The organism is Ruminiclostridium cellobioparum DSM 1351 = ATCC 15832 (assembly GCF_000621505.1).
GTDB classification, from domain to species: Bacteria; Bacillota; Clostridia; order Acetivibrionales; family DSM-1351; genus Ruminiclostridium; species Ruminiclostridium cellobioparum.
The window spans coordinates 110,611-134,274 of record NZ_JHYD01000002.1 but is presented as its reverse complement, the minus strand read 5'-3'; the positions used below and the strand labels follow the sequence as shown (position 1 = coordinate 134,274).

At 39.9% G+C, this 23,664-nt stretch carries 22 protein-coding genes and 1 pseudogene; 5 read left to right on the top strand and 18 right to left on the bottom strand.

What is annotated here, in order from left to right:
• Window positions 1-65: 65 nt before the first annotated feature.
• From T344_RS0102740 to T344_RS0102680, 12 genes and pseudogenes are all read right to left on the bottom strand, one after another.
• On the bottom strand, window positions 66-2,033 hold the full coding sequence (locus tag T344_RS0102740) for a right-handed parallel beta-helix repeat-containing protein (protein ID WP_027627435.1): 1,968 nt from the start codon (window positions 2,031-2,033) through the stop codon (window positions 66-68).
• Window positions 2,034-2,058: 25 nt separating this feature from the next.
• A complete protein-coding gene (locus T344_RS0102735; RefSeq protein ID WP_242842018.1) occupies window positions 2,059-2,940 on the bottom strand; it encodes a glycoside hydrolase family protein in 882 nt (293 codons plus the stop codon).
• Window positions 2,941-3,084: 144 nt separating this feature from the next.
• The gene (locus T344_RS0102730) at window positions 3,085-4,692 is read right to left on the bottom strand and encodes an extracellular solute-binding protein (protein ID WP_027627433.1); all 1,608 of its coding nucleotides are present in this window, start codon (window positions 4,690-4,692) and stop codon (window positions 3,085-3,087) included.
• A 97-nt stretch (window positions 4,693-4,789) separates the two neighbouring features.
• Complete coding sequence (locus T344_RS0102725) at window positions 4,790-5,659, bottom strand: carbohydrate ABC transporter permease (RefSeq protein WP_027627432.1); 870 nt, start codon at window positions 5,657-5,659, stop codon at window positions 4,790-4,792.
• An 18-nt stretch (window positions 5,660-5,677) separates the two neighbouring features.
• The gene (locus T344_RS0102720; protein WP_084331077.1) at window positions 5,678-6,673 is read right to left on the bottom strand and encodes an ABC transporter permease; all 996 of its coding nucleotides are present in this window, start codon (window positions 6,671-6,673) and stop codon (window positions 5,678-5,680) included.
• 264 nt (window positions 6,674-6,937) lie between these two features.
• On the bottom strand, window positions 6,938-9,283 hold the full coding sequence (locus T344_RS0102710; protein ID WP_027627430.1) for a helix-turn-helix domain-containing protein: 2,346 nt from the start codon (window positions 9,281-9,283) through the stop codon (window positions 6,938-6,940).
• A 168-nt stretch (window positions 9,284-9,451) separates the two neighbouring features.
• On the bottom strand, window positions 9,452-10,831 hold the full coding sequence (locus tag T344_RS0102705; protein ID WP_242842017.1) for an MATE family efflux transporter: 1,380 nt from the start codon (window positions 10,829-10,831) through the stop codon (window positions 9,452-9,454).
• A gap of 325 nt (window positions 10,832-11,156) precedes the next feature.
• Complete coding sequence (locus T344_RS0102700; protein ID WP_027627428.1) at window positions 11,157-12,056, bottom strand: glycoside hydrolase family 11 protein; 900 nt, start codon at window positions 12,054-12,056, stop codon at window positions 11,157-11,159.
• Between the two features lie 267 nt (window positions 12,057-12,323).
• Window positions 12,324-12,835 (bottom strand): annotated as a pseudogene (locus tag T344_RS27440) (iron-containing alcohol dehydrogenase); the annotation flags it as partial.
• Between the two features lie 75 nt (window positions 12,836-12,910).
• The gene (locus T344_RS27435; protein WP_242842016.1) at window positions 12,911-13,357 is read right to left on the bottom strand and encodes a TetR family transcriptional regulator; all 447 of its coding nucleotides are present in this window, start codon (window positions 13,355-13,357) and stop codon (window positions 12,911-12,913) included.
• Between the two features lie 41 nt (window positions 13,358-13,398).
• On the bottom strand, window positions 13,399-13,860 hold the full coding sequence (locus T344_RS0102685) for a hypothetical protein (RefSeq protein WP_027627426.1): 462 nt from the start codon (window positions 13,858-13,860) through the stop codon (window positions 13,399-13,401).
• Between the two features lie 329 nt (window positions 13,861-14,189).
• A complete protein-coding gene (locus T344_RS0102680; protein ID WP_027627425.1) occupies window positions 14,190-15,608 on the bottom strand; it encodes a radical SAM/SPASM domain-containing protein in 1,419 nt (472 codons plus the stop codon).
• Window positions 15,609-15,802: 194 nt separating this feature from the next.
• Here T344_RS0102680 and T344_RS0102675 point away from each other — a divergent pair, with 194 nt between their 5' ends.
• Window positions 15,803-16,216, top strand: a complete 414-nt coding sequence (locus T344_RS0102675) for a putative ABC transporter permease (protein ID WP_027627424.1) — start codon at window positions 15,803-15,805, stop codon at window positions 16,214-16,216.
• Between the two features lie 102 nt (window positions 16,217-16,318).
• On the opposite strand, the gene T344_RS30925 is transcribed toward T344_RS0102675, so the two are convergent.
• The 5 genes from T344_RS30925 to T344_RS0102645 all read right to left on the bottom strand — a co-directional run bounded on the left by T344_RS30925 (window position 16,319) and on the right by T344_RS0102645 (window position 19,822).
• Window positions 16,319-16,492, bottom strand: coding sequence for a hypothetical protein (locus tag T344_RS30925; protein ID WP_154669414.1), 174 nt, complete (start codon window positions 16,490-16,492; stop codon window positions 16,319-16,321).
• 38 nt (window positions 16,493-16,530) lie between these two features.
• Window positions 16,531-17,832, bottom strand: coding sequence for an MFS transporter (locus T344_RS0102660; RefSeq protein WP_027627423.1), 1,302 nt, complete (start codon window positions 17,830-17,832; stop codon window positions 16,531-16,533).
• Between the two features lie 221 nt (window positions 17,833-18,053).
• Complete coding sequence (locus T344_RS0102655; RefSeq protein ID WP_154669413.1) at window positions 18,054-18,419, bottom strand: S-layer homology domain-containing protein; 366 nt, start codon at window positions 18,417-18,419, stop codon at window positions 18,054-18,056.
• Between the two features lie 73 nt (window positions 18,420-18,492).
• Window positions 18,493-19,563: a hypothetical protein gene (locus T344_RS0102650; RefSeq protein WP_027627421.1), complete on the bottom strand. Its 1,071-nt coding sequence runs from the start codon at window positions 19,561-19,563 to the stop codon at window positions 18,493-18,495.
• Window positions 19,508-19,822, bottom strand: a complete 315-nt coding sequence (locus T344_RS0102645; protein WP_027627420.1) for a hypothetical protein — start codon at window positions 19,820-19,822, stop codon at window positions 19,508-19,510. The genes T344_RS0102650 and T344_RS0102645 overlap by 56 nt, the downstream gene beginning before the upstream one ends.
• A gap of 648 nt (window positions 19,823-20,470) precedes the next feature.
• On the opposite strand from T344_RS0102645, the gene T344_RS0102635 reads away from it, so the two are divergent.
• The 4 genes from T344_RS0102635 to T344_RS0102620 all read left to right on the top strand — a co-directional run bounded on the left by T344_RS0102635 (window position 20,471) and on the right by T344_RS0102620 (window position 22,795).
• On the top strand, window positions 20,471-21,040 hold the full coding sequence (locus T344_RS0102635) for a TetR/AcrR family transcriptional regulator (protein ID WP_027627419.1): 570 nt from the start codon (window positions 20,471-20,473) through the stop codon (window positions 21,038-21,040).
• Between the two features lie 76 nt (window positions 21,041-21,116).
• Window positions 21,117-21,797, top strand: a complete 681-nt coding sequence (locus T344_RS29565) for a CPBP family intramembrane glutamic endopeptidase (protein ID WP_027627418.1) — start codon at window positions 21,117-21,119, stop codon at window positions 21,795-21,797.
• Entirely contained in the window at window positions 21,790-22,299 is a 510-nt protein-coding gene (locus T344_RS0102625) for a flavodoxin family protein (protein WP_027627417.1), read from the top strand. Before T344_RS29565 ends, T344_RS0102625 begins: the two co-directional genes overlap by 8 nt.
• Window positions 22,300-22,360: 61 nt before the next feature.
• Window positions 22,361-22,795 (top strand): hypothetical protein, encoded by a 435-nt coding sequence (locus T344_RS0102620; RefSeq protein ID WP_154669412.1) that lies wholly within the window; start codon window positions 22,361-22,363, stop codon window positions 22,793-22,795.
• 329 nt (window positions 22,796-23,124) lie between these two features.
• On the opposite strand, the gene T344_RS0102615 is transcribed toward T344_RS0102620, so the two are convergent.
• On the bottom strand, window positions 23,125-23,601 hold the full coding sequence (locus tag T344_RS0102615; protein ID WP_027627415.1) for a pyridoxamine 5'-phosphate oxidase family protein: 477 nt from the start codon (window positions 23,599-23,601) through the stop codon (window positions 23,125-23,127).
• Window positions 23,602-23,664: the final 63 nt, after the last annotated feature.

Below are 23,664 nucleotides of genomic sequence, written 5' to 3'. Positions count from 1 at the left end.
ACAGACAGCAAAAGCCGCACCCTGTGCGGCTTTCTACTTTACTCGCCTATTTGGGACAGGACAAACTATCTGATTTCCGCCACTTTGATTTTTTGAGGTCCCTTTCCAATACCCTCAAAAGGCCCTACGGTCATCATTCCTGCCTTACGTATACTTCCAAAGAAATCCTTTTCTATGCACAGAGGTGTTCCGTCGGAATTTTCGAAGGGTACTTCAGGTTCAAAAGCAATTCCCAGCAAGTCTGTGGTAACGGTAACAGTTTCAACCTCTGCCAATTTATCCTCAAAATCAAAGGTTACGTAAACATTACCGCCTTCAGTCACTATATTTACCAATGGCTTTATATAATTATAGACCAGAGAATTTTTCTCTTTTCTATATGGTTTTGCATCATAAAAGTAAAGGTTGGAGCCGCAGTACATAGGAAGCCGGACATTTGCGAATTCATCCACCGTACGCAGGCCCTTGTTCCAGGTTTCATCATAAGCGGGACATTCGTCGTAGATTGCAAGTCCTTTTGGTACACTGCCGTCTTTGTTGGTAACAATTCCGGGGTGAATCCAGTCATTTACGTCAATTTTCTTCTCAAGCTCTTCATTTTCAGGCTGTGTGCCTGTGAATATATTATTATAATACCTGTTGTCACCTCCAAGAATGGTCATAAGGCCATGAACACCTGTTTCATGGGGATAATGATATGGTGTGAAGCGGTTGGTTACTCTTGCAAAGGATACAAATCCGCTGAACAGGTTATGAACATAGGCTCCCCCCTGGGACAAATCCAATATATTCTTCATGGAAAGCATTATATTATTATCCACCAGGTAAGGACCGTGACTTACCTCTACGAATAAATCCGCAGTATCGTTATCATACAGCAGATTGCCTGAAATCCGCGTCCCTTGTGTCTGCCAGTCCATCCACATACCGCGGTCGCTGTTATGAATGTGATTGCCGTATATCTGACAGTCCAGTGCGGCATGCAGTTTTATCCCTGCCACTTCAGCTCCGTTAAACATTCTTTTGTGGTGGATATTGTAAATATGGTTGTTGTATATTTGGCTGAATACTGCTCCCAAATGCCCGCAAATACCTGTTTGCTCGCAGTCGTGGATAACATTGTTACGAACAATATGAGAACCGATGTTTTCCTTGTTCCAGCCAATATGTATTGCGTTGAAGATAACATCTCTCTCTCGCTGCGCTCCCTGCTTTGTCCCAACGGTTGTCCATTCATTATGCCCTGTGGATATTTCCTTGCCCAAACTGATACCTGAATTCTTAGCATTGCTTATTACGTTGTTTTCTATTATCCAGCCCTTGCTCCAATGAGGGCCTATAAGACCTTCCTGAAGTGCAGTGGGCGGTGCCCAGTTGGGAGCAGCCATTGTCAGGTAAAAACCACGGACAGTAATATAGTTGATGCCGGTTTTTTCGGGCCAGAGGCAGAATCTCCGCACATTAATTTCAATTATGTTTTTCAAGGGATCATACTCACCGAAATTTGCATAAATAGTTGTATTTTCGTCATCTGTTTCACAGAACCAGGTGCGTAATGACCATTCGGGTTCCCTTGCCTTCTCAAAAGGCACCGGATTCAGCACACCCTCCAGAGTGGCGGCTTCAAACATGGATTTACCGTTTATATACACTTCGCCCAGGTGAAAAGACCTTTCGGAATTTATAAACCAATCACCCCAGACAATTTCCTTGTACGGATTGAAATCACCAAAGAAAGCATTGGGTATTACCGTCTTATAAACACTCCCCTGAACCTTTATCCAGTCTTTAATCTCTTCTCCGCCGGAAATTACAACCTTCTCGCCGGCTGCGGCTTCATAGGTTATACGCAGGTTGTCACCTGTGCCTCCATTTTTTGGATTTATGTATTCACGGTAAATACCTTCGTGAACAGTAATGGTATCCCCCGCCTTCGCCAGACCGGCCGCCCTTCCGATAGTCCTGAAAGGTCTTGTGGCAGAGCCTGCCCATGTATCACATCCTGTTGCGGAAACATGAAAATGATTTTCCATAACAATAGCCTCCTTTACTTTTTCTTTATTTTTCCTGCAGCATCCGCCAGTTCAAGCCGTCCTCAGAATACAAGAGTCCAAAGGTTGTATTGTTCCCGGCATCCTCTCCCATAAGTATCATAAGCCACCTGTCCTTTTCCTTCCAGACAAAAGGAGCTCCGTATCTTGTTTGAACCCACTTCTGGGATTCAATATCAATCCGGCCTTTCAGTTCCCAATTATATAAATCCTCCGAAAGGGCGTATGCCAGATGCTGCTCCTTTAACCCTTCGCTGTATATCATGATCCATTTGCCGGCCTGACGTATTACAACAACATTTTCCACTCCGTCGGGTGCATCCTTTCCAACACCTATCAGGGGCTTATCCACTGTGAGGATCTCCCATTCCCGAAGCTGGGTATCCCTGGTCACTGCGTGGCCTATAAGATTTGTATGGCCTGAATAATTTATCAAATCGGTTCCAACAAAATAGCAGTGCAATGTATCTCCATCCACAACAAAAGTGGGATCTATTGTTCTTTGAGCCTGGTTCCACGGCAGCCTCACCGCTTCTTCCAGGAAAAATTCCGGCTTTGTCCATGAAATCAAATCCTCAGACTGGCTGAAGCACAGCTTTGTTGGCTGTTCGGGGTATGCCTGGTAAGGAAGTATATATCTCCCGCCCCAGAATATAACATCTCCCGGTGAAGCAAAGCCCTTTGGCGAAATATCACTGTCATTCTCATAGGTAATAAAATCTTTTGTAAATACATGTCCTATTGACCAGTTTTCAGGCTTACTCCAGTCCTTGTTTGAATAACGTGAATAAAACAGATGATATCCTTCCTCTGTTTTATATACAGAAGGATCGCGAAGATTATCAGATCTCTTCCAAACCGGATTTTTTAATTTTTCCAAATTCAACATATCAATACCTCACTAATATAATAAAGTTTAATTTAAATCAAAAATCACTTCGAAAAAATGATAACCCATAAAGTACAAGCCTGAAATTTGTATGCTCATCACCTACAATCCCAGGCATGTACTTTTATAATAGAGCTTTACAGTTTATTTATTGTAGCGGTCAAATGCAGTCTGCTCAACCTTAAGCACTTCGTCGATTCCCATATCCTGAATCTTTTTAACAAATTCATCAAATTTCTCAATTGGTTCCTTACCCATTATAAATTTGTCGATCATTTCATCCTTGTAAGTCTGAATTTCAGTATACTTATTGTTTATTACATCTCTTTCGTCCTCAGTGAAGGAAAGTGCGGGAATAGTCGGCCTGATATACTTTTCCATATCATTTCTGGCCTGTACATATCTTGCATCCAGCATTGCATCCTCGTAGCCTATATCCTGCCTGTAAGCCCATTCTCTATGTCCAAATACATTTAGCATTGAAAGTATCGATCTGCCTTTGGTATCCTTTGCTATAGCATCGGTATATGTGGGCTTACCATTTACCATTGTGTAGGTCTGTCCTTCTATTCCGAAGTTCATTAACAGGCTTCCTTCCTCAGAGTAGAAATAGTCAAACAGCTTAACTATTTCCTCTTTATGCTTGGAAGTTACGCTGATTGCGGTGTACCCCCTTACAGGCTGCATCTGGCTGGTAGTCATCTGTACTCCTGTAGGTCCCTTCGGCGGCGGAACTACAACAAGATTTGCACTTGAATTTGAACTAGCCTGCCTGATAGCATCTCCCAATGAATACGCACGGGCTGTTGTATCCTGGCAGGAGCCTGCAATTTCACTTGTAATTCTTGAAAGCCAAACCTTCGTGTCATTTGTAGCATATTCCGGATCTATGAGCCCTTCTTTGTAAAGCTTGTTGATAAATGTAAGGGCATCTTTGCATCTTGGATCGGTATAGGCATATTTTACTTTATTGTCTTCTATAAAAAATTGTTCGTTTGCCTCAAATCCGCTGATTCCGAAAGCTTCCATAAATGACAGCACACCAGCCTTTGTGTTTCTGGTGGTATAAGGTATCTCATCCTGCTTTCCGTTTCCATTTGGATCTTTTTCCTTAAATGCCTTCAGCATGTTATACCAGTCATCAAGAGTTTCAGGCTGTTTGAGGTTAAGCTTCTGGAGCCAGTCTTCCCTGACCATCCACACTTTAAATGTCCTTACGGCACCGATGAAAGGCAGGAAATAATCCTTGCCGTCCGACGACCTCAAATCCTTGATATACTCAGGATGTTCATCCAGAATTTTCTTAAAATTCGGAGCATTGTTTGTAATGTGTTCATCCAGAGGTTCAAAGATTCCCTGTTCGGCCACCTTAAGCATGTCATCTCTGTATGGACTGACTATAACATCCGGTATACTTCCTGATGCAATTATTACATTGAACTTTTCACGGAACTGGGCCTCTGTTGCAGGTCCCGGAATAAAATCAAACGATACGTTTGTTCTGTCGGTGATTTCTTTAATAATTGGCAAATCGGGACTGATTGCCTGATCTGCCGAATCCTGCAGGAACATGCTGATTTTAATTGGCTCTCCGATCAATTTTCCGCCTGACGCCGTTGTTTCTCCTGATTGGCTCGTTGATCCGCCGGCCTGAGCGTTTTCATTTTTCGAACCACATCCAGCCAATACCGACATAAACAGTGCAGCCGATAAAACTAATGATACTGCTCCCCTCCATTTTAACCTAATCATAAAACTCCTCCTTGTTTTGTAATTTTAACTACAAATACATCTATACAAATTTCCTTATGTAAACAAACATTGGAAATTTATAAGCCAGATAATATATTTATCCTTTTACCGAACCTACCATGATGCCTTTTATAAAATACTTCTGCACAAAAGGGTAGACAAGCATAATTGGAATGGTTGCAACCATAATGGTCGCATACCTGATGGATTCACTGACCTGATCCGAACCCTTGACCAGGTCAATTGACAAATCATTTGTTTGATTCTGAATAACAATGTCTCTGAGTATTATCTGAATAGGAACCAATTCCCTGTCCCGAAGATAAATCATTGCAGGGAAATAGCTGTTCCATTGATAAACCGCATAGAATAATCCTATGGTGACCAGTCCGGGTACAGCCAGAGGCAGGATGATTATAAAAAGTGTCTGCAGGTGGTTACACCCGTCAAGTGAAGCAGATTCTTCCAGTTCATACGGAATTTGTTCAAAAAAGTTTTTGAGAATTACCAGGTTAAAGGATGATATTGCCGTAGGAAGCAATATGGACCATACCGTATTATAAAGGCCTAACCCCCTTACTACGAGAAAAGTAGGTATCATGCCGGCACTGAAAAGCATGGCTATTACAACTACCTTTGTAAGAAAGTCCTTCCCCGGAAAATATCTTCTGGATAAAGGATATGCTCCTAAAATACTGAGCAGGAGGCTTATTGAAGTTCCAGCAACCGTGTAAAACAATGTGTTGATATAAGATCTGCCAATCATCGGATAGGTAAGTACCCTCTTGTAAGCTTCCAGATTTAAGCCCATGGGAATAATCCCCACCCTCCCCTGCGCCAGAAATTCATAACTGCTCAAGGATGCCGCCAATACATATAGTACAGGATATAAGGCAACAATCATGCAAATAATGAGAATAGTATAGTTGATACATTGAAAAATTATCCGGCCTTTTGTCTCTTTCATTATGTTAAATCCCTCCCATTACCATAAACTTGTCTCGGTATACTTTTTAGCCAGCTTGTTTGCGGTTATTACAAGTACAAGCCCTATTACCGACTGGAAAAAGCCTACTGCCGAAGCAAAACTGTAATCTCCGTTGAGTATTCCGCGACGGTAAACATATGTACTGATAACATCAGCAGTTGAATAGATACTTGGATTATATAGCAGTATTATGGATTCATACCCTACCTCCAGAAGACTTCCGAGCCTCATAAGCAACAAAATGACTATTGTGGATGAAATACCCGGAAGCGTAATATGCCATAACTGGCTCCATCTGCCTGCACCGTCTATTTTCGAAGCTTCATATAGTTCAGGATTAATTCCTGTGAGTGACGCCAAATAAATAATTGCACTGTAGCCGGTTGTTTGCCATATTACCATTAAGGTATAGATTAACCAGAAGTACGAAGGTTCAGTCAAAAAATTAACCTTTTCCATCCCAAGTTTTGAAATGATACTGTTCACCACACCTGTGGTCGGAGAAAGGAAAACAACCACAATACCAACAACAACTACGCTGGAAATAAAGTTCGGCAAATATGTAACCGACTGTACCAGTCTTTTAAATTTTGACGACCCTATTTCATTAAGAAGCAAGGCAAGAATGATAGGGGCGGTAAAACCCAATATCAATTGAAAAAAATTAATAGCAAGTGTATTCCTTAACAGCCTCCAAAAGAATACGGAATCTATAAACTGAGTAAAATACTCAAGCCCAACCCATTTGCTGCCGATTATCCCCAGGGCCGGCTGATACTTCTTAACCGATATGATAAGTGCCCCTATCAAAGGAATATAACGGAAAACAACATAATAAACAAATACGGGTAAAAACATCAGCAGCAACGGATAACTTGCTTTTAACATCTTTAACCTACTTGACCTGTTGCTTAAATTATTGTTACTCAGATTATTATTACTTGACTTTTTTGACTTGACTTTTGCCACGATAGCAGCAGGTGTGATACGCATGTCAATCCTCCATTCAGATTTGTTCTTGTGGTTCGCTATGTCGTTACTTTACTCCCAAATCGCCTCTTGAGTAAACCATTCAATTTTTAGATTTCGGGTTTAATTTATAGATTTCATATGGATTTTTTTACGATTGTAAGCCTGAAAAATGCTGAATTTATCCGGATAAGCCGGAATATGCCGGTATTCCGTATTTTCAGTAAAAACAAAAAACAGCCCCTATGAGGCTGTTTTTGGATTTTAAGATTATCCACCTGCGAAATGCTACATTCCCCTGAATTGTCCGGGGGATACACCGATATATTTCTTAAAAGTCTTGCTGAAGCTGTTAGCATTTATATACCCTACGGTTTCAGCTACCTGGGCAACACTCATTGACGTACTTGTCAATAGTTCCTTGGCTTTTTCCAATCTAAATTCATTAATAAAATCTACAAAGTTCTTACCTGAGATTTCTTTAAAAATAAAGCTAAGGTAAGATGGAGACAGGTTGACAACTTCTGCAGCTTTTTCAAGTGACAGCTCTTTATTGTAATTTTCGGCAACAAATGCATTTATTTTATCATATACCTTGGTATTTTGGCTAAGCTTCCTATCACCTGCGTACATTGCAATGGATTTGAATATAAAATAAATATAACTCTTTTTTTCCTCAACAATACTTTTCTCCGCCATCCCGGCATAAATATCAGCTTCTTCGCCGAAAATCCTTGTTATAGTAGCCTGCATTTCATAAATAGATCTGATGGCAGTACCAACCAATGCACTGAATAAATTATTTATCATCTCAGGAGTCATGGGCCGCTTATCCAGATTATCGGTAAATATCTGCAGAAGAATTTGATTGGTAGCTACAATGTCACCGGATTTAAGAATGGTTACCAGTTGTTTTTCCTTTTCTATGGGGTATTCAAAAATATTCCCTGAAATATTCTTCACCTCATCAATATAAATGACGGTGTTTTGGCCTTTTACTATCTTGTATTTCAGAGCATGAAGCGCTTCAATAAAGGACATGGGACATTCCTCAATGCTTGTGTAACGTCGCCCTACCCCAATAGTAAATGTCAGCTCATGATTGAACTTAAAATAATCTCTTACTTTATTCAAGTATTCATTAATACCTTCAGATTCATAAAAACTTTCATTGGAATTTATTATGGAAACCAATATATTTTCGTCTTTTTGTATGGAATAACATCTGGCATTTTCATTTAAAGCATCACCTGCAATTTCATACATTTTGGGTATAAAATCGGAGGGCTTTCGATATCTTTTTAATACCTCCGGCACATACTCGTCTATTTCAAATACAATGACCTGAAATAGAGGGAACGGCATATCAATCCCTATATCACTTCCAATCTCTTTGTAACGTTCCTGAGTTACACTGCCATTTGCAATATCATTTAAAAACTTCTCTCTTAATATTGGCTGGCTTTTATTAAAGGAGTCCCGCAAGTTTTCGTTTTCATTATAAACAAAGCTTATAATCCTATTTATAAATTTCAGTTCATCCTTACTGTCTTCTGTTTGTTTATCCAGCTTTTTATTATTCATGATACTTATGTAGTTTAAAATATCATTTATTGGGCGGTAGAGGCGTTTGACCAAAAAGTATGCCAAAATAATGCTAAGAATCATACTAATCAGAGCCACCCATATAGTTACATTGCGGATACCGTTGGCCTTCTCGGAAATATATCCGGTAGGTGTTATTGAAATATAATTCCAATCATTTGCTCTGGACTTTATATATTGTATTGTGTAAGGTTTTCCGTCAAATTTTGTATCAAAAGTTCCTTTGTCGGAACCCATACTGTTAACAGAATTGTCCAAGACAGATCTGGCTGACTTTTGATCCTGATTCTCCTGGTAGAATTTCTCATTAGTAAAAATAATATTTTTATGAGAGTCGACAACATAGTTGATAACAACTTTTCCGTCCTTATTTCCTCCCATTTTATTATGGAAGAACTGCTCGCTCAGATTCACAACCAGAGTACCTTTAGGGGTAAACTCATTGATGGGCATTGACTTTATAAATACCACCACCGGCGTCCTGTTGAGGTCATACTCCACCTCCTGTCTCCCTGCCGAACGAAAACCAATGTTCTTTTGAAAGACATTTTCCCAGTCAATGTTTGAATAATATTTGCACACATTGCTGAAAAACAGTTTTGAATCATACTTGCCCTCACTTCCCAAAACAATATCAGCTTTGTTAAAATATACCCAAAGATCGGTTATATAGTCATTATTTGCTTTAATTGAATTTAAATAAGTAATAATATCGCGGTAAATTTCAGCTTCATAATAAGAATCCTGCCGGGAGATATAAAGTGCCTTAAGCAGTCTCCGGTCCAGAGCTGCCTGCATGGTGCTGCTTTCAATTGATTTTATCTCCCGGTCAATACTTTCCTGGGCTTGTTCCAGAATCAGCATGTTATTACTTTTTACTTCACTGATCATCATTTTGGTGGAATTCCAATAGGAAAGGCTTGCTACAATAAGAACGGATGCCAGGACAAGGCCCATAATGGAAAAAAATATTCGTATGTAAATACTGTTCATTCTGAAACTGGTAAAACTTTGTGGCAAAAGCTTCATAAGAACCTCCCACAAGAATAGATTAAATATAATTGAAATATATTAGAAAATGCAATTATGCCTTTTTATTATCAACTCATATTTATTTTTTGTCAAGCCGAGTTGCTATATAACTTTTAAAAATCATAATTCGTCTTCCAAATTAAATCTACCCTGTTGTAAACAGACCTATACATTCATATACTTCCATCTGCCCCTGTTCATCCTTACCAGATACATGACCGATCTTATGCAAAAGTCAAAGAATATACCAACCATAACTCCAAACAAGCCCATTCCGAAAAAGTGGATGAGTACAAAGGACAAACCCACCCTGAACGTCCAAAGTCCTACGAAGGAAGTGACCATAACATACTTGATGTCACCCGCTGCCTTCAAGGTTGCCGAGCACAGATTCAAAACCGCAAGCAGCGGCTCTATTAAGCCGAATGTGCAAACTATGGCCACCGATTCCTCTATTACGAGATGATCATTGGAGTACATGGCCGCCAGCTGTTTTGAAAATATGACCATGAGTATGCCTATGACAAAACCCACAGCCATTGTTATCTTCAAGCTGTCATAAGCATAGGTTTCGGCCTTTTCATAATCCCTTGCCCCAAGGCTTTGTCCCACAAGGGTAGTGTTGGCAATGGCAAACCCGAATATGGGGAAGAAAGCAAGGGCATTTATGTTTAATCCTATCTGGTATGCAGCCATAGCAACAGTTCCAAGGGAGACGATTATGATCTGGAGCACAAGAAATCCTCCCTGCATGACGGCTTGCTCTATAAAGCCCGGAACGCCTATGCTGACTATCCTCTTCATCATATCGGGCCTGATTGTGTAGTCATCCTTCAAACTCAGGTTGAGTTTGAGCTTTTTGCGGTTGTACAAAACCAGCACTCGCACAGTAACACCTACAATTCTCGAAACCGTTACCGCTATAGCCGAGCCGACTATACCGTAGGCAGGTATATGAAGTACCGGAACGCCAAATATAAGTACGGTATTCAATATTATGTTCAAAATGTTGACTCCGCCTGTAATGACCATTGGAGTTTTTGTATCCCCGGCCCCTCTCATGGCGCCTGATATTATGATATCAAGCACAAGAAACGGCAAATTGAAAAGCACAATATTGAAATAGCTCATTCCTGCTTTTAAAACTTCCTCTTCGGCTCCCCCGAAAAACAAACCCAGAATATTAAATGAAAACAACCTGCCTGGGATTACCATTATCAATCCCACAACAATTGCCATGTAGCCCGATTGTATAAGTGCTCTTTTGGCATCTTCCCTGTTGCCTTCACCTGTGACTCTGGCGATAACCACCGTTGTACCTATTGATAATCCCGAGAAAACCGTCTGCATGAACCCCATCAGCATATTAACCATGCCGACCGCTGCAACTGCATATGTGCCTATACGGCCCATGAATATTGTGGAAACCATTCCAACCATCATTTCAAGTATCTGCTCTGTTATTGAAGGCCAGGCCATAGATATGATTTCTTTATCCGCTTTAGCGTTTAGTTTGTACCATTTTTTCTTCATCATTAACCCCATTTTTAAACTGTCCTGAAAAAAATATCCTACAAAATAATAATTATAAGAGAATTTATAATATTGTGTCAAATGCCATTATTGGAGTTGAAGCACCATTATATATGGATCAGCCCTGAATTATTGAATTGTTGTCTGGAGACGAGCAAAGTCATAATTTTCTGTTTTGAACAACACTTCAAAAAATCATGGACAGCATAATAATACTGCATACCCTTCAAAGGTATGCAGTAAAAAATCAAATTGCATATCATTTTTTAACCATAGCCAACAATACGCTTTAAAAAACATTACCTGGAGTTCTCATCATACGGCTTCTATGCCGTCCTTAGCCCGGGAAATTAGTTATCATGCCCAACAAATATTTTTTCATAACTGCAAAGTCCAGTGCATCTACCTGCCCATCCCCGTTGACATCTGCATTGGCAAGATTCGTTCCGGTAAGCGGAGCGGCGCCCATCAAATGTGCCCGAAGTGCTGCGAAGTCAAGCGAGTTGACATTTCCATCCCCGTTTAAATCACCTTTTGTCTGAGGGTTGCCGATATTAATCGACATGCTGGTTACATCAGCTCTTCCGCTGCTTTGATATCCCTCAACCACAAGCGAGACTTCATACATCTTCCCCATTTGCATTCCCCGGCTTTCCCATGTCTTAAAGTGATCGCTGACAGATATGGTTCCGCTGGTGCGTTTTGATGTCCGGACACTCCAATACTGCTGGAAAGTTGCAGTGCCTTTAATGGATGGCTGGTTGACCCGCGTGGTCTCGTATAAGTCATATGTTGCGCCATCAACTGTAATGGTGCCCTTTGACGTTGCTCCAGGCGGTCTCCAGCTGCCCCAGCTCTCTACGATGTAATATTCTACAAGAGGACTGGTGGTCCACCCATAGACAGCCAGGTATGAATTGCCGGAGGGCTGGTAGTTGCAGGCATAGTTCATTGTTATGTTACCAAGCTGCTGGTGGGTCTGGGTCTCATTGTATTTCTTGCCTGTCCGGAACAGTGCATTATTGATATTGCTCCACTGGCAGCTGAATGTTCCGCCGCCGTTGAGAGTCATGCTTGTTGTCCCGCTGTCCTTCCACAGTTCATAGTTGTACCCGTCAATTGTGCCGGTTTGATTTGAGGTGATTGTTATTGCCGCATGTACATTCAATACAAACATGGAAAGTAAAATGGCAAAACACATTATGATCCGTGTGGTTACCGTCATTTTCCGTTTCATTTTTCACACCTCCTTTCTTTAGCTTATTAATAAAATGCATTTTATTTGATAATTATATCATATTTTGTTAAATATTACCATATAGGAAAACAATATATCCCACAGGTTTGTATTTGCCATGCACCAAAGGAATTAGAGGGCGGAAAAATGAATAAGGAGTCTACATATGTAAACTCCTTAAAATTATTCGTATAAAGTTTTCATTACATCAACTTTCTGAACAAGCCGATTAAATCTTCCACACAGGTATCCTTCGGATTGCCCGGACGGCATATCATGCGGGTCAACACAGACAAACTTTCTTTTCCGCTCAATATCGGTAATAACATAATTTATTGTAACCTCGGCTGCAGTACCTGCAGTGGTAGGGACCGCAATAATAGGTATGCTCGGCTTTTTAGTAGGAGCCACTCCCTCCAGGCTTCTCACATCTTCAAATTCAGGATTTGCTATGATTATGCCGATAGCTTTGGCGGTATCCATGGAAGACCCTCCGCCTATTGCAATTATATAATCTGCCTTGGAAGCCTTAAATGCCGCCACACCGCTCTGTACATTTTCAATTGTGGGGTTTGGTTTAATGTTGGAATAGATTTCGTATTTCAAGCCTGCTGCTTCCATTAAACCAGTAACTCTTGATGTAATATTCAATTTGACAAAATCCGGGTCACTGCATATAAAGGCTTTGGAAAAGCCCCTTGTTTTAACCTCATTTACAATTTCATTAACCGCACCCGACCATGGTAGGATGTTTCATTTAACATAATTCTACATGGCATGATATATTCCACCTCGCTATATTTACTTTACAGCAGCTGCTATATACGCCATCATTATATACATATTCATATTAATTATAAAGTTACAAAACAGCCGGGCCAATTTTTCAGGAACTGCATATCCTCCTCCAGAGGTTTCCCGGTTCTTTCCCGGGTTCTATCTGTATAAAACTGCAATATCAGGTGGAAATCATATTCTTTAAGACAGTTTTGTTCGGCCAGCTTGAAGGCTTTTTTAAAGAATTCCTGCTCCTGCTTTATAAACCTGAACTTTTTGACGAGCCCCTCATAGATTGTAGCACCTTTGCCCATTTGAGCAAAGGATTCAAGCAGCAGCATTTCAAAATACCGGTTTATTAAATCATACTTGTCCTGAAAATAACGATAAAAGGTCTGCCTTGTAGTACCACATACTTCCACAATTTGCTGCACGGTGATTTTTTCTATGGCGGTTGTTTTCATGCATTGCATGATAGCCCCGGCCAACCGCTCTTTCATTTGAATCTGTTCTCTCCTGTCCATTACCCGTTACCCCGCTTCAATCAAAATCAGTGATAAAAGGGTCATATCAATATATCCAATTTCTCTTTTTCCTTATCAAGTATTTCAATACACATTTTAAAAATTATTTTTTTTCTTTTGTCATATTGTTGTGACGTCGAAAAAATATCCAATAGACATAATATATATATCACAACTCCGCAAAATAAAAGATAAATAAAAATAGTGCTTATCCCAATTTGCATAAGAGCTATTAAAATAAACATCAAAGCCAGTCCGGAAATAGTTAATGAGGATACTCCGCTCACCCTGGCTATAGAATCACTCGTATCCAGATTATCTATTTCAGACGACAGGGTGATTTTTAACTTGTCATGATCGTCAAATTCAATCCTGTAAGTGTACATAAACAGCTGCAGCTTGACCATGACCCTGTCATACAAATATGATAAATCATTAATATTTTCCTTACTCAATGCTTCAAGGGAAGCTTTCAGTTCGGAATAACAACCTGTTAACTCCATATTAAAACTTCAGATATTATATATATTAGATTCAGTATGTTATAATATCTGCCTCCTATTATAATATATAAAAGACGAATTTCTTTTCATTAAAGCTCCGAACAGATGGACAAAGACTAAAATTTCCCTAAAAAATTTTAAGCTCCTATTATATTATCGGAGTTATGAGCAAGAAAATTAAGGAAAAATATCATGTATAATAAAATCTCCTGAAAACAACTTAACTTTTTTGCTTTCAGGAGATAAATAATATTGATAAAATTTGTTGTAACAATTAACCGTAATCATTATTTGTTGCAATTATTTATTGTAATTATTAACATGAATTCTCAGATTTCAGCCCCGGAGCCAAAACTGCAGCCTCTGCAGCACCCGCATTCGGCACAGCTCTTCTGCTTTTGAATATCATCCGTTCTTCGCCATAAGTGTTCTGCTGCCACCGACCAGTTGTCGGCTGCTTCCCTGCATTTACCGGCAAGCTCGGTTACATCCTCGGGAGCTCTCATATCCGTAGACACGGCTCCGGAGACTTCTACCATATCTACCAGTCTGTCGGGATTATCCAACAGTGGACAGGGTCTCAGAAGATTTTCATTAAAAGGCTGATTCCTGTAATATTGCATGAATAACGGCGATTTCAGAGCCTCCAATAAAGTTTTGTCCCGGATATTGGAGTCGGAATAGTGAATGAATGCACATGGCTCTATGTCTCCGTTTGCATTTATGTGGACATAATAACGTCCGCCGGCTACGCACCCTCCGACATACTCCCCGTCATTCCAGAAATCCAGTGTAAAAATGGATTTTGTAGACCTGAAGCTGCGTATCTGCCGGTACATAAATTCCCGCTGTTCAGCCGTGACCATAAGATCGGTCGGTGCACCGGTTCCTATGGGCATATAGGTAAAGAACCATGCAAATTTTGCCCCAAGTGAAATCATTTCGTCAAAATATTCTTCACTGCCTATTATTTCGGTATTCTCACGGGTGTAGCAACAGGATACTCCGAACAGGAGCTTTTTATTTTTCAGTATTTTCATAGCTTCTGTGGCTGAATTGTATACTCCTGATCCTCTCCGTGCATCCGTCTCCTTTTCAAAGCCTTCAATACTGATAGCCGGAATGAAATTTTTAACGCGAAGCATCTCATCTGCAAATTCTTCATCTATAAGTGTGCCGTTTGTAAAAGCTAAAAACAGACAGTCACCATGTTTTTCGCATAAGCGGACAATATCCTTTTTTCTTACCAGAGGCTCTCCGCCGGAAAATAAAAAGGTGTAAACACCCATTTCCTTTGCCTGCAGGATAATGTCATCCATTAAATCATAACTCATTTGGAGACCATTTTTGTACTCAGCCGCCCAGCAGCCTATGCAATTCAAATTGCATGCCGTGGTGGGGTCCATCAGTATGGTCCATGGTATGTTGCAATTGTTAGCTTCTCTGGTTTTATCCTGTTTTGGACTACCTATTATTGTAGAATTGATGACGAGATTTTCAAAGACCTTTCTGCGCACTCCCTTGTCTATATCAGTCCAAAGATTCATTATTAATTTATACCAGTTTCCCTCTTTATCCTCCATAGCATTCCTGACAGTTTTAACCTGTCCCTTGACAATTTTGGTTTTGTCAAATTTCTCAATCCACTTTAGAATTGCAGGTATGCTTTTTACAGGGTCGCTTTCCATATATTTAAGAACTTTTTTAATAAATAGAATCTTAAAAAAGTTTTTTATTTTTTTGAACATGATGAAATACCTCCGGAGACAAATATTACTGTATCATATGCATAGGAGGTACGAAACGTCACAAAATCAGGAACAATTTTACATTTAATCCCATATATCAGTTTACATAATCTTAAATTATTGCACCCTGTCATTGATCAAAGCATAATATATTATAGTATATTATGGAACAATATGCAGGAGATTCGATAAATATGAAGTATATAAAACTGCTTATTTTATTTGCAATCGGAGGATTTTTCTACTATTTTATTGAACGTATGTATAATGGATACTCCGCATGGCCCATGATCATTGTGGGCGGTGTTTGTTTTGTACTCATAGGGCTGATAAACGAACTTTTCACATGGTCGATACCCTTATGGCTGCAAGGCATTATATCAGCCATTATGGTTACCGTCGTAGAATATGTAAGCGGCGTTATCTTAAATATATGGCTGAAGCTGAATATATGGGATTACAGCAATTTACCGTACAATCTTCACGGACAGATCTGCCTTTACTATGGAGTACTCTGGATTTTTATAAGCCTCGGAGCTATTATATTTGATGATTGGCTCAGGTATTGGCTTTTTGACGAAGAAAAACCCAAATACAAATTGTTTTAAACCATATGTCTTAACCGGGGCAGGACCGGTATGCCTGAAAAGACCAGAGCATCCAAGCCGCTCTCAAGCCGACTGGATGCTCCCATGTTTGCAATTATTGCCTTAATCAATATTTATATTCAAATCCTGACTCTTCTTTTTCTCAAGTAATTTCTTGGCGATGTATACTGCGCCCCCGGTACCAATGGCAGTTGCTCCGCCTAACAGGCATCCTTTGGCAACATCATTTTTCCGGACTGCCTGGCTCAAGCTTAATATTAATTTTAAAAATTCCATTTGTTTACCCTCCAGATAAATGTAATTAATATATTATATTAATCTTTATCCAAATCAGTGAACATAATTGTGAATTGTTCCCTTCTCTGGTTCTGATTGCGGTAAAACGCGGCAGTCGCCAGTACACCCAGCAGCAGCAGGGCAATACTCAGAACAAAGGGCAATGCCCTGGAGATATCACTCAGCAGTCCGCCTATGTATCCAAATGGCACGCTCACCAGCATAACCACCGTCTGAAGCAAAGCCATAATTCCCGAACGCTCCTCGGGATTGACATGTATGGCAACCAGCGACTCCCTGAGTGTGCTTAATACGGCCGAACCCAGGGCTTCAAACAATATGGATACCGAGAGGATTACATACCCCCAGACCCCGGTGTTTGATATGGTAATCAACAATACACAGCTGATAATGGCGCTGAAAAATCCCCCGTATAACGGCCATTTCAGATTTGATTGCTTGATTCGTGAAATTATCGTGAAAAAAAGCAGGATAGCCAGCATGCTCCGTACCATCGGAAAGATAGGCAGCAGCGTATCGGGAACTCCAATACGGCGGGATGCAATAATCTGCCAGAAGGTCATTCCAAGCATTGCCACAATCTCAACCAGCACACTGATAATTATGGCAAATATCGTGCCCTGGGAGGCAAGTATCATGCGTGCCGCTCCTCTGTATCCCGACAGCATTTCTCCCCATGACTTTTTCCGGGCCGTCTCACGCCTGACTTTTCCAATAGCCGTTTCTGTAGAAAATTTGTACAGAATGAGCAGTTTTGCCGTCATAATAATAAAGGCATTGATATAGAGTATTCTTATGGCCGGTGTCAAAGTCAGCTTTGCAACCAAAACCGAAGATATCGGCGCAAAGAGTGCCGAGAGATTTCCGCAGATAATAACCCATGAGTAGATATGCGTTATCTTATCCCTTGGTGCGTCCTCCACCAGCAGGCAATCCCATGATACCGTGGTTATCTTCATCGTACCGTTTAACAGCGCCGCTACGGCAAAGAACCAGAAGCCCTGACTGGATGCCCATATCAGACAGGGAAGGCTCCATGCCAGAAAGTCAAATACCATGGTGCTCAACCTGCGTCCCATCTTATCGATGATGATACCGGACAGGAAGGCAAACACCATTTGAGAAAACATATAAATCGATGTAACTATTCCCACCTGTATGTCGCTCATGCCGAAGGTCAGCATGTATACCGTGGCATATGGCAAACAGAGATTCATTGACAGCCCCCACATGGGTTCTGTATATACACAAGCCCGGGGATTGCCGCGAAGTTCCACAAGTGTACGCAATAAATGGTGCTTTAATAAGAAATTTTTCATATTCCCTCCTGGACAATATAAGAAACACCTGAATTATTACATAAGATAGGGGGCCTGTCAACCGATAAACCCTCTAAATTTCCAGCATGTTGTCGCCCCTGCACTTCAGCGCTGAAAATAATATGCCGGGTAACAATCGAAAGGGAGAACTGCCAACTTTAAGTAGTTTGCAGTTCTCCCTTTTCTTCAATGCCTATTGTCCGGTTCTCATTCTAGCCTGCTTATTGGGCTGGCTTGAACACCTGGTATATAATTACCGCTGCTTGAGCTCTTGTTGCATTATTCTTCGGAGCAAAATTGTCATTACCCACTCCATTGATTATTCCTGACTTCCGCATAGCACTTATTGCATTTACAGCATATGACGATATCATGGAGGAATCCTTAAACTGTACCGGACTGCTGCTTTCTTTCATCTCCACTTTTAACAGTTCCGAAACCTTGTATGTCATTACAGCCATATCCTGTCCTGCATAAGCAAACAGAGGTCCTAATTTAACATAAGATTCTTGAATATCGGCCTGTTCGTTGGTTAATTCAATACTTGAACCTGTAGTTACCGTATTGCCCGGTGTCGTGATGTTCATAACAGGCTCACTGCCGTTAAGTTTTTGAAGCTCTATATTGGAATCATAGCAGTGCAGTGTTCCATCTACCAACTTAATTAAAGGTGATTTTGTCGGGTAATGCTTCCGGGCTTTCCGCTGTATTGGTCAATTTTGACACACTGATACTTTCACCTGCCCCAAGCCTTGCACCTTCATATACAGAAATTTCTTCAATGGTATTATTATCAAGAAAATTAAAATAATCTTTTATGTCAATAGTTGCTATATAGGTTTCCTTGTTATCTTTAAAGCGTGAAATATTCAGGGTATTGCCATTAACCTTCAGTCTCACAGAATATGGGGGATTTTCTCCGAAAACCGAAAAACTCTTTGTGTAAACTTTTGCTCCATTTTTATAAATATCTGCATAGCATGATTCTTCAGTCTCCTGATATTGTTCAGCTTTAGAAATACTGACACTTTCTCCGGTATTTAACCTTGCTCCGCAAAATGCAGAAAAACTATCTAAGACCGATGCTTTGGTCAGATCAAAGTATGGCTTGACATCAAATGTACCACAACTACTTTCAACTCCATCCTTAACACGGTAAAAGCTTAAAATACCATCAGCAAGCCTTACTCTGATTGTATATGGAGTGGATATCCCACTGCCCGCAAGTGTTGTCGTCCCTTTTGATTGCCCGCCCTGGAAAACTTCTATTGTATATGTTCCTGCTGCTCTTTGAACTATTATAAGCCGGTTCAGGCCATCTGCAGTTCTGATATCAATACAGGCATTTGCCGTATAAGAAGCACTTTTAACTTGAGCAGAAACTTCCATTTCAATAGTTGCTGCATTAGCTAATGCACCTAACTTGATATAGCTTTCCTCTTTTACATTGTCTGGCTGTGGATTTGATAGCTTAAGCGTGTTTCCTTCCTTAGAAAATACCAAACCATTAGCAGTGCTTTTTATTATAGGGTGTGCCGCATCGTTCAGTATATCGCCGGTAAGGTCAAGATTATCCAGAACTGTTTTAATCCTTTCTCTTGCCTTTTGACTGAAAATTATTTTATTGCCGTTATCTTTTATCAAGCCTATTATGGCTTCAGCACTACTACTTGACTTATTCTGCTGCAAAACATTCATTTCCACAGCAGAGTAAAGAATATAGTTTATCAACCATTAAATAGCTCTCCTCCTCTGACGGATAGCTATTAGTAATATTAATTGATTGATCCGGCTGTTCACTAAAATCCAGCCCATTAGGAGTAGCATTTATTATGGATTGTGTAACACCAGCCTCTGCAAAGGCTTCTGTAGTGTAAGCTGAACAAATAGTAAACAACATAACAACCAATAACAAAGCACTGATTATCTCCCTTTTGGTCTTGCCTAGCATACATTTTAGAACATTTAATATATTACACTTTTTCTGCATATTACCCTCCCATATAATGATTTTGGAATAAAATATTATATTTCTTTTGTGCCGACCACATCCTTTCATTTATTGTTTAATCTTGGTTTATAAGAGCTGCAGTTTGAAAACATTACGGAGTTTGTTCATTTTCTATTGCTTAAAAATTATACTTGAAATCTATAGCGATGTATTTATAATTTTACGCACTTTTTTATACTTTACCGTTTTTAATTCCTTAAGTGCTACTGAATAGGCAATCAATATCCGGATTATTGCAAAGCAAAGGAACTTTTTCGGTTCGTTTTTTGCTTAATTTTCACTTCAAAACCACTACATATAGTGGCTGACTCGCCCTATTTGCCCTTGAAATCACTATTCTTCATCAGAATTACCGTCTCAACGTGCCTTGAGTGTGCAAAAAAGATGACGCTTGAGCCTGGTATCCCCTTGGCGTCAGAGTATCCTTTTGAAAAAATCGGCTATTCTGATTCAATTTTTTCTCATCAGATGAGAAATGTTATTCTGAAAGATATTACTGTTCTTAAAAAACTTACTTTTATTAACTAAAATGACATAGTGTCATTTTTACAAACTCGATTGCACATGTTAAAGTGATGTATAATGACACAGTGTCATTATACATCACTTTATGTAGGGGGAATATACATGCCGAAAGTTAGTGAGGAATACACGGCAAACAAAAGAAATCTCATCATTAAATGTGCAAATGAAGCGTTTAAGGAAAAGCCGCTCTATCAGATTACTATGCGGGATATTATTGTAAAAACCGGTTTCAGTCAAGGTACCATATACCGTTATTATTCATATGTTGACGAGATTTTTCTGGACTCTGTCAATCAAAGCACACCGTCAAAAGTGCTGGAAACCCATATTGAGCGTTTGCTGACCTCGGATAAAAAAGAAAATAACATTGTTTTTGAAAGCATTACAGCTGTCGGTGAATACATCAAAGATCTGCAAAAAACGGTGGGTGGCAAAATACTCTTTGGTTTACTGGTGCTGTATGCCTTTGACTCGCAAAAAAAAGAGTCTGTGATACAAAAGCTGATTTTTAAACAAAGTCTTGACACCGCCCAAAATCTCATTATCGGATATATACTGCAAAATATTGAAAAGGGTGTTTTTAAACCTATCATTCCATTAGAGGAATTATTCGGTTCACACAAGCAGCTATTGACGGGACACAGCTATCCAGTCCATTGGAAGCGAAAGTGAGACATACATTACAGAAATGTTCAAAACACTTGCAAAAGTGCTCCTTTATTTTATAGGCGCAAAGGAGGAATAGCGTATGTGTGAAAATCAAGAAAAAAACGGTATCGTGCAATATCTTATGCTTACCTTTCTCATCGCATGGGGTATCGAAGCAGTCATTATCGCAGGAGAAAGGTTTGAAATCCTCACAGGTGTAATCGGTTCGACGCTTATCTTTTTGCTCATTGGCTTAGGCGCGGGTTTTGCACCAGCCTATGCGGTTTGTATTCTCTTAAAAAAACAAAGAAAAATACATGGACTCAAAGACATTCTTAGGCTGACCCTCCAACCTGTCATGATCATCGGCGGTGGAATTGAGGAGTTTGGCTGGCGTGGTTTTTTGCAACCTCAGATGGAGAAGAAGTTCCCATTTGCCATATCTGCGTTAATAGTCGGCGTCATTTGGGGCTGTTGGCATCTGCCTCTTTGGCTTGTTCAAACCTCCAATCAATCCAGCATGCATTTTCTGTCATTCCTATGCTATTGCATCACATTCAGCTTCGTTTTGGGCCTACTTTACCGACTGACAAGATCCACCTTAGCCTGTATAATGCTGCATGCTTGGGGGAACACGCTGCAGAGTATGTTTACGCGCAGTACCCTTATCGATCCGGTCAGTGTAAAAACGGCAGCAATTTGGGGAACAGAAATCCTGATTGTAATCCTTGTTTCGTTCCTCATCGACCGTTTACAGAAGGTAGAAAACAGTTATGAATAAAATTCTTGTAATCTCCACTCTGCCCCCAAATGATGCGGAAACCCATTCCTTTATTTTTGAGATAAACGCTCAGCATACTGATCTGCTAATATTGCATACAGCGCATTATGGGATTAGCCATTGTATCGGCTGTACACATTGCTGGTTGAAAACATCTGGCATATGCTCAATAAAGGACGGCTATGAGCAGATATTTAAAAGTTTTTTGAAAGCAGATACCGTTATCCTTCTTACCGAAGCGAAACTGGGCTTTATCTCCTATAAAATGAAAAACATTGTTGACCGCCTTTTGCCGATGGCCGTTCCCTATACCCGATTCTATAATGGTGAAGCACGACATGTCGGACGGTACAAAAAAGGCTGGAATATCGGTCTTGTCTATTCGGGAGATGGCGATAAGCTATATCTAAATGAATGGATGGGACATTTTGCGCTAAATTTCCATTCCAAATCCCTTGGCGCTTATCATATTGAGGAAAGCGAGCTACAAAGAAATATTTGAACAAAGCAATGAAATCATCTTCGCTATTCCCCTGTTTGTGGAATGTGTACCAGGAATGGTTATGGAATTTTTTGAGTTTTTGAGTCCCAAACATGACATCAAAGCGACTCGCATCGGATTTATCCTGCAAGGCGGATTTGAGGAAGCCCATCAGCTCCGGACAGCGGAACACTACCTGGAGCGCTTGCCATGTTATCTTAATTGCCAGTATATCGGTACATTGATAAAGGGCGGTATGTTCGTGCTTTCTTTAAGCTCAGAAAAAGCAAAGAAAACAATGCTCCAACCATTTTTTGAGATAGGCAGGGATTTTGCAAACACAAGGGTATTTAACAAGGAAAAAGTATCTGCCTTTGCCGCGCCAGAAAATTACTTAAAATCGCTCATTCTTCTATCGACTACAGCTTCTGTATGCCTTGAGCAGACAAAAATGATGTCACAGTCATCTGGTACCCCCCTTGTGGAGAAGTATTACTCTTTTTTATATTACTTTTAACTCTGATTATTTTGAGACCTGTATATAATATTACATTTCTTATAGCATACTATCAAGAATTGTCTTGATAAATCGATATTGGTCTAGTAGCGATGATGCCAGCCAAATTTCTTTAGCCTTTCATTCACGCCATATGATCTACTGACACCGATAAATCACTTGTCAATCAATCCATACTCGACAATATAAGCAGTATTATTTTAAGCAATATCTCTTTTATTTCTTAGCCGTCTAAAGAATAATTATTTAGACATGCCAATTTAGGATGAAAAAAGGTTAATTACTGATTTGATTGTCAGTAGTTAACCCTTTAAATTATAAGTAATATTTTATTTTACTGTCTTGTTGATAAAATTAATTTCATACTGCTTTTCGCCGTATTTTTCTGCGTTGTCAGTAATTATTCCTTCTGTTAGAGTGATACGCAGAACGATTGAGTTAGGATTGTCCTCATCACCAACTTCATCGAACCAGTTAAAGATTTTTTTAAATTTAGCTCTGATTTCCGCATTCTTCTCGTCCTTGACCCAACCGAGATTTTCAGCCCTGCCCTGGAAAGTGTACCAACCTAACCCACAGACAGAAACCTCGTTGTTCTTCTCAATTTGTAGCATTTTATTTTTTTTTGCATCCGTAGAAACATAAAATATACCGTTTTCATAATAGGCACAAACCATACGGACAGCAGGGCGAGGACTGCCAGCAACGTTCGGGGATAATGATATTGTCGCAAGTGCAATAACTTCCTCTTTACCATTTCCGCAAAGTTCCTCCATAAGTTTCATGGCATTTTCGTATTTGCTCATTTTAAATTTCTCCTTTCATTTTTAAGTGGTTTTACATAGTAAAACCACTTAAAACGTGCCCAA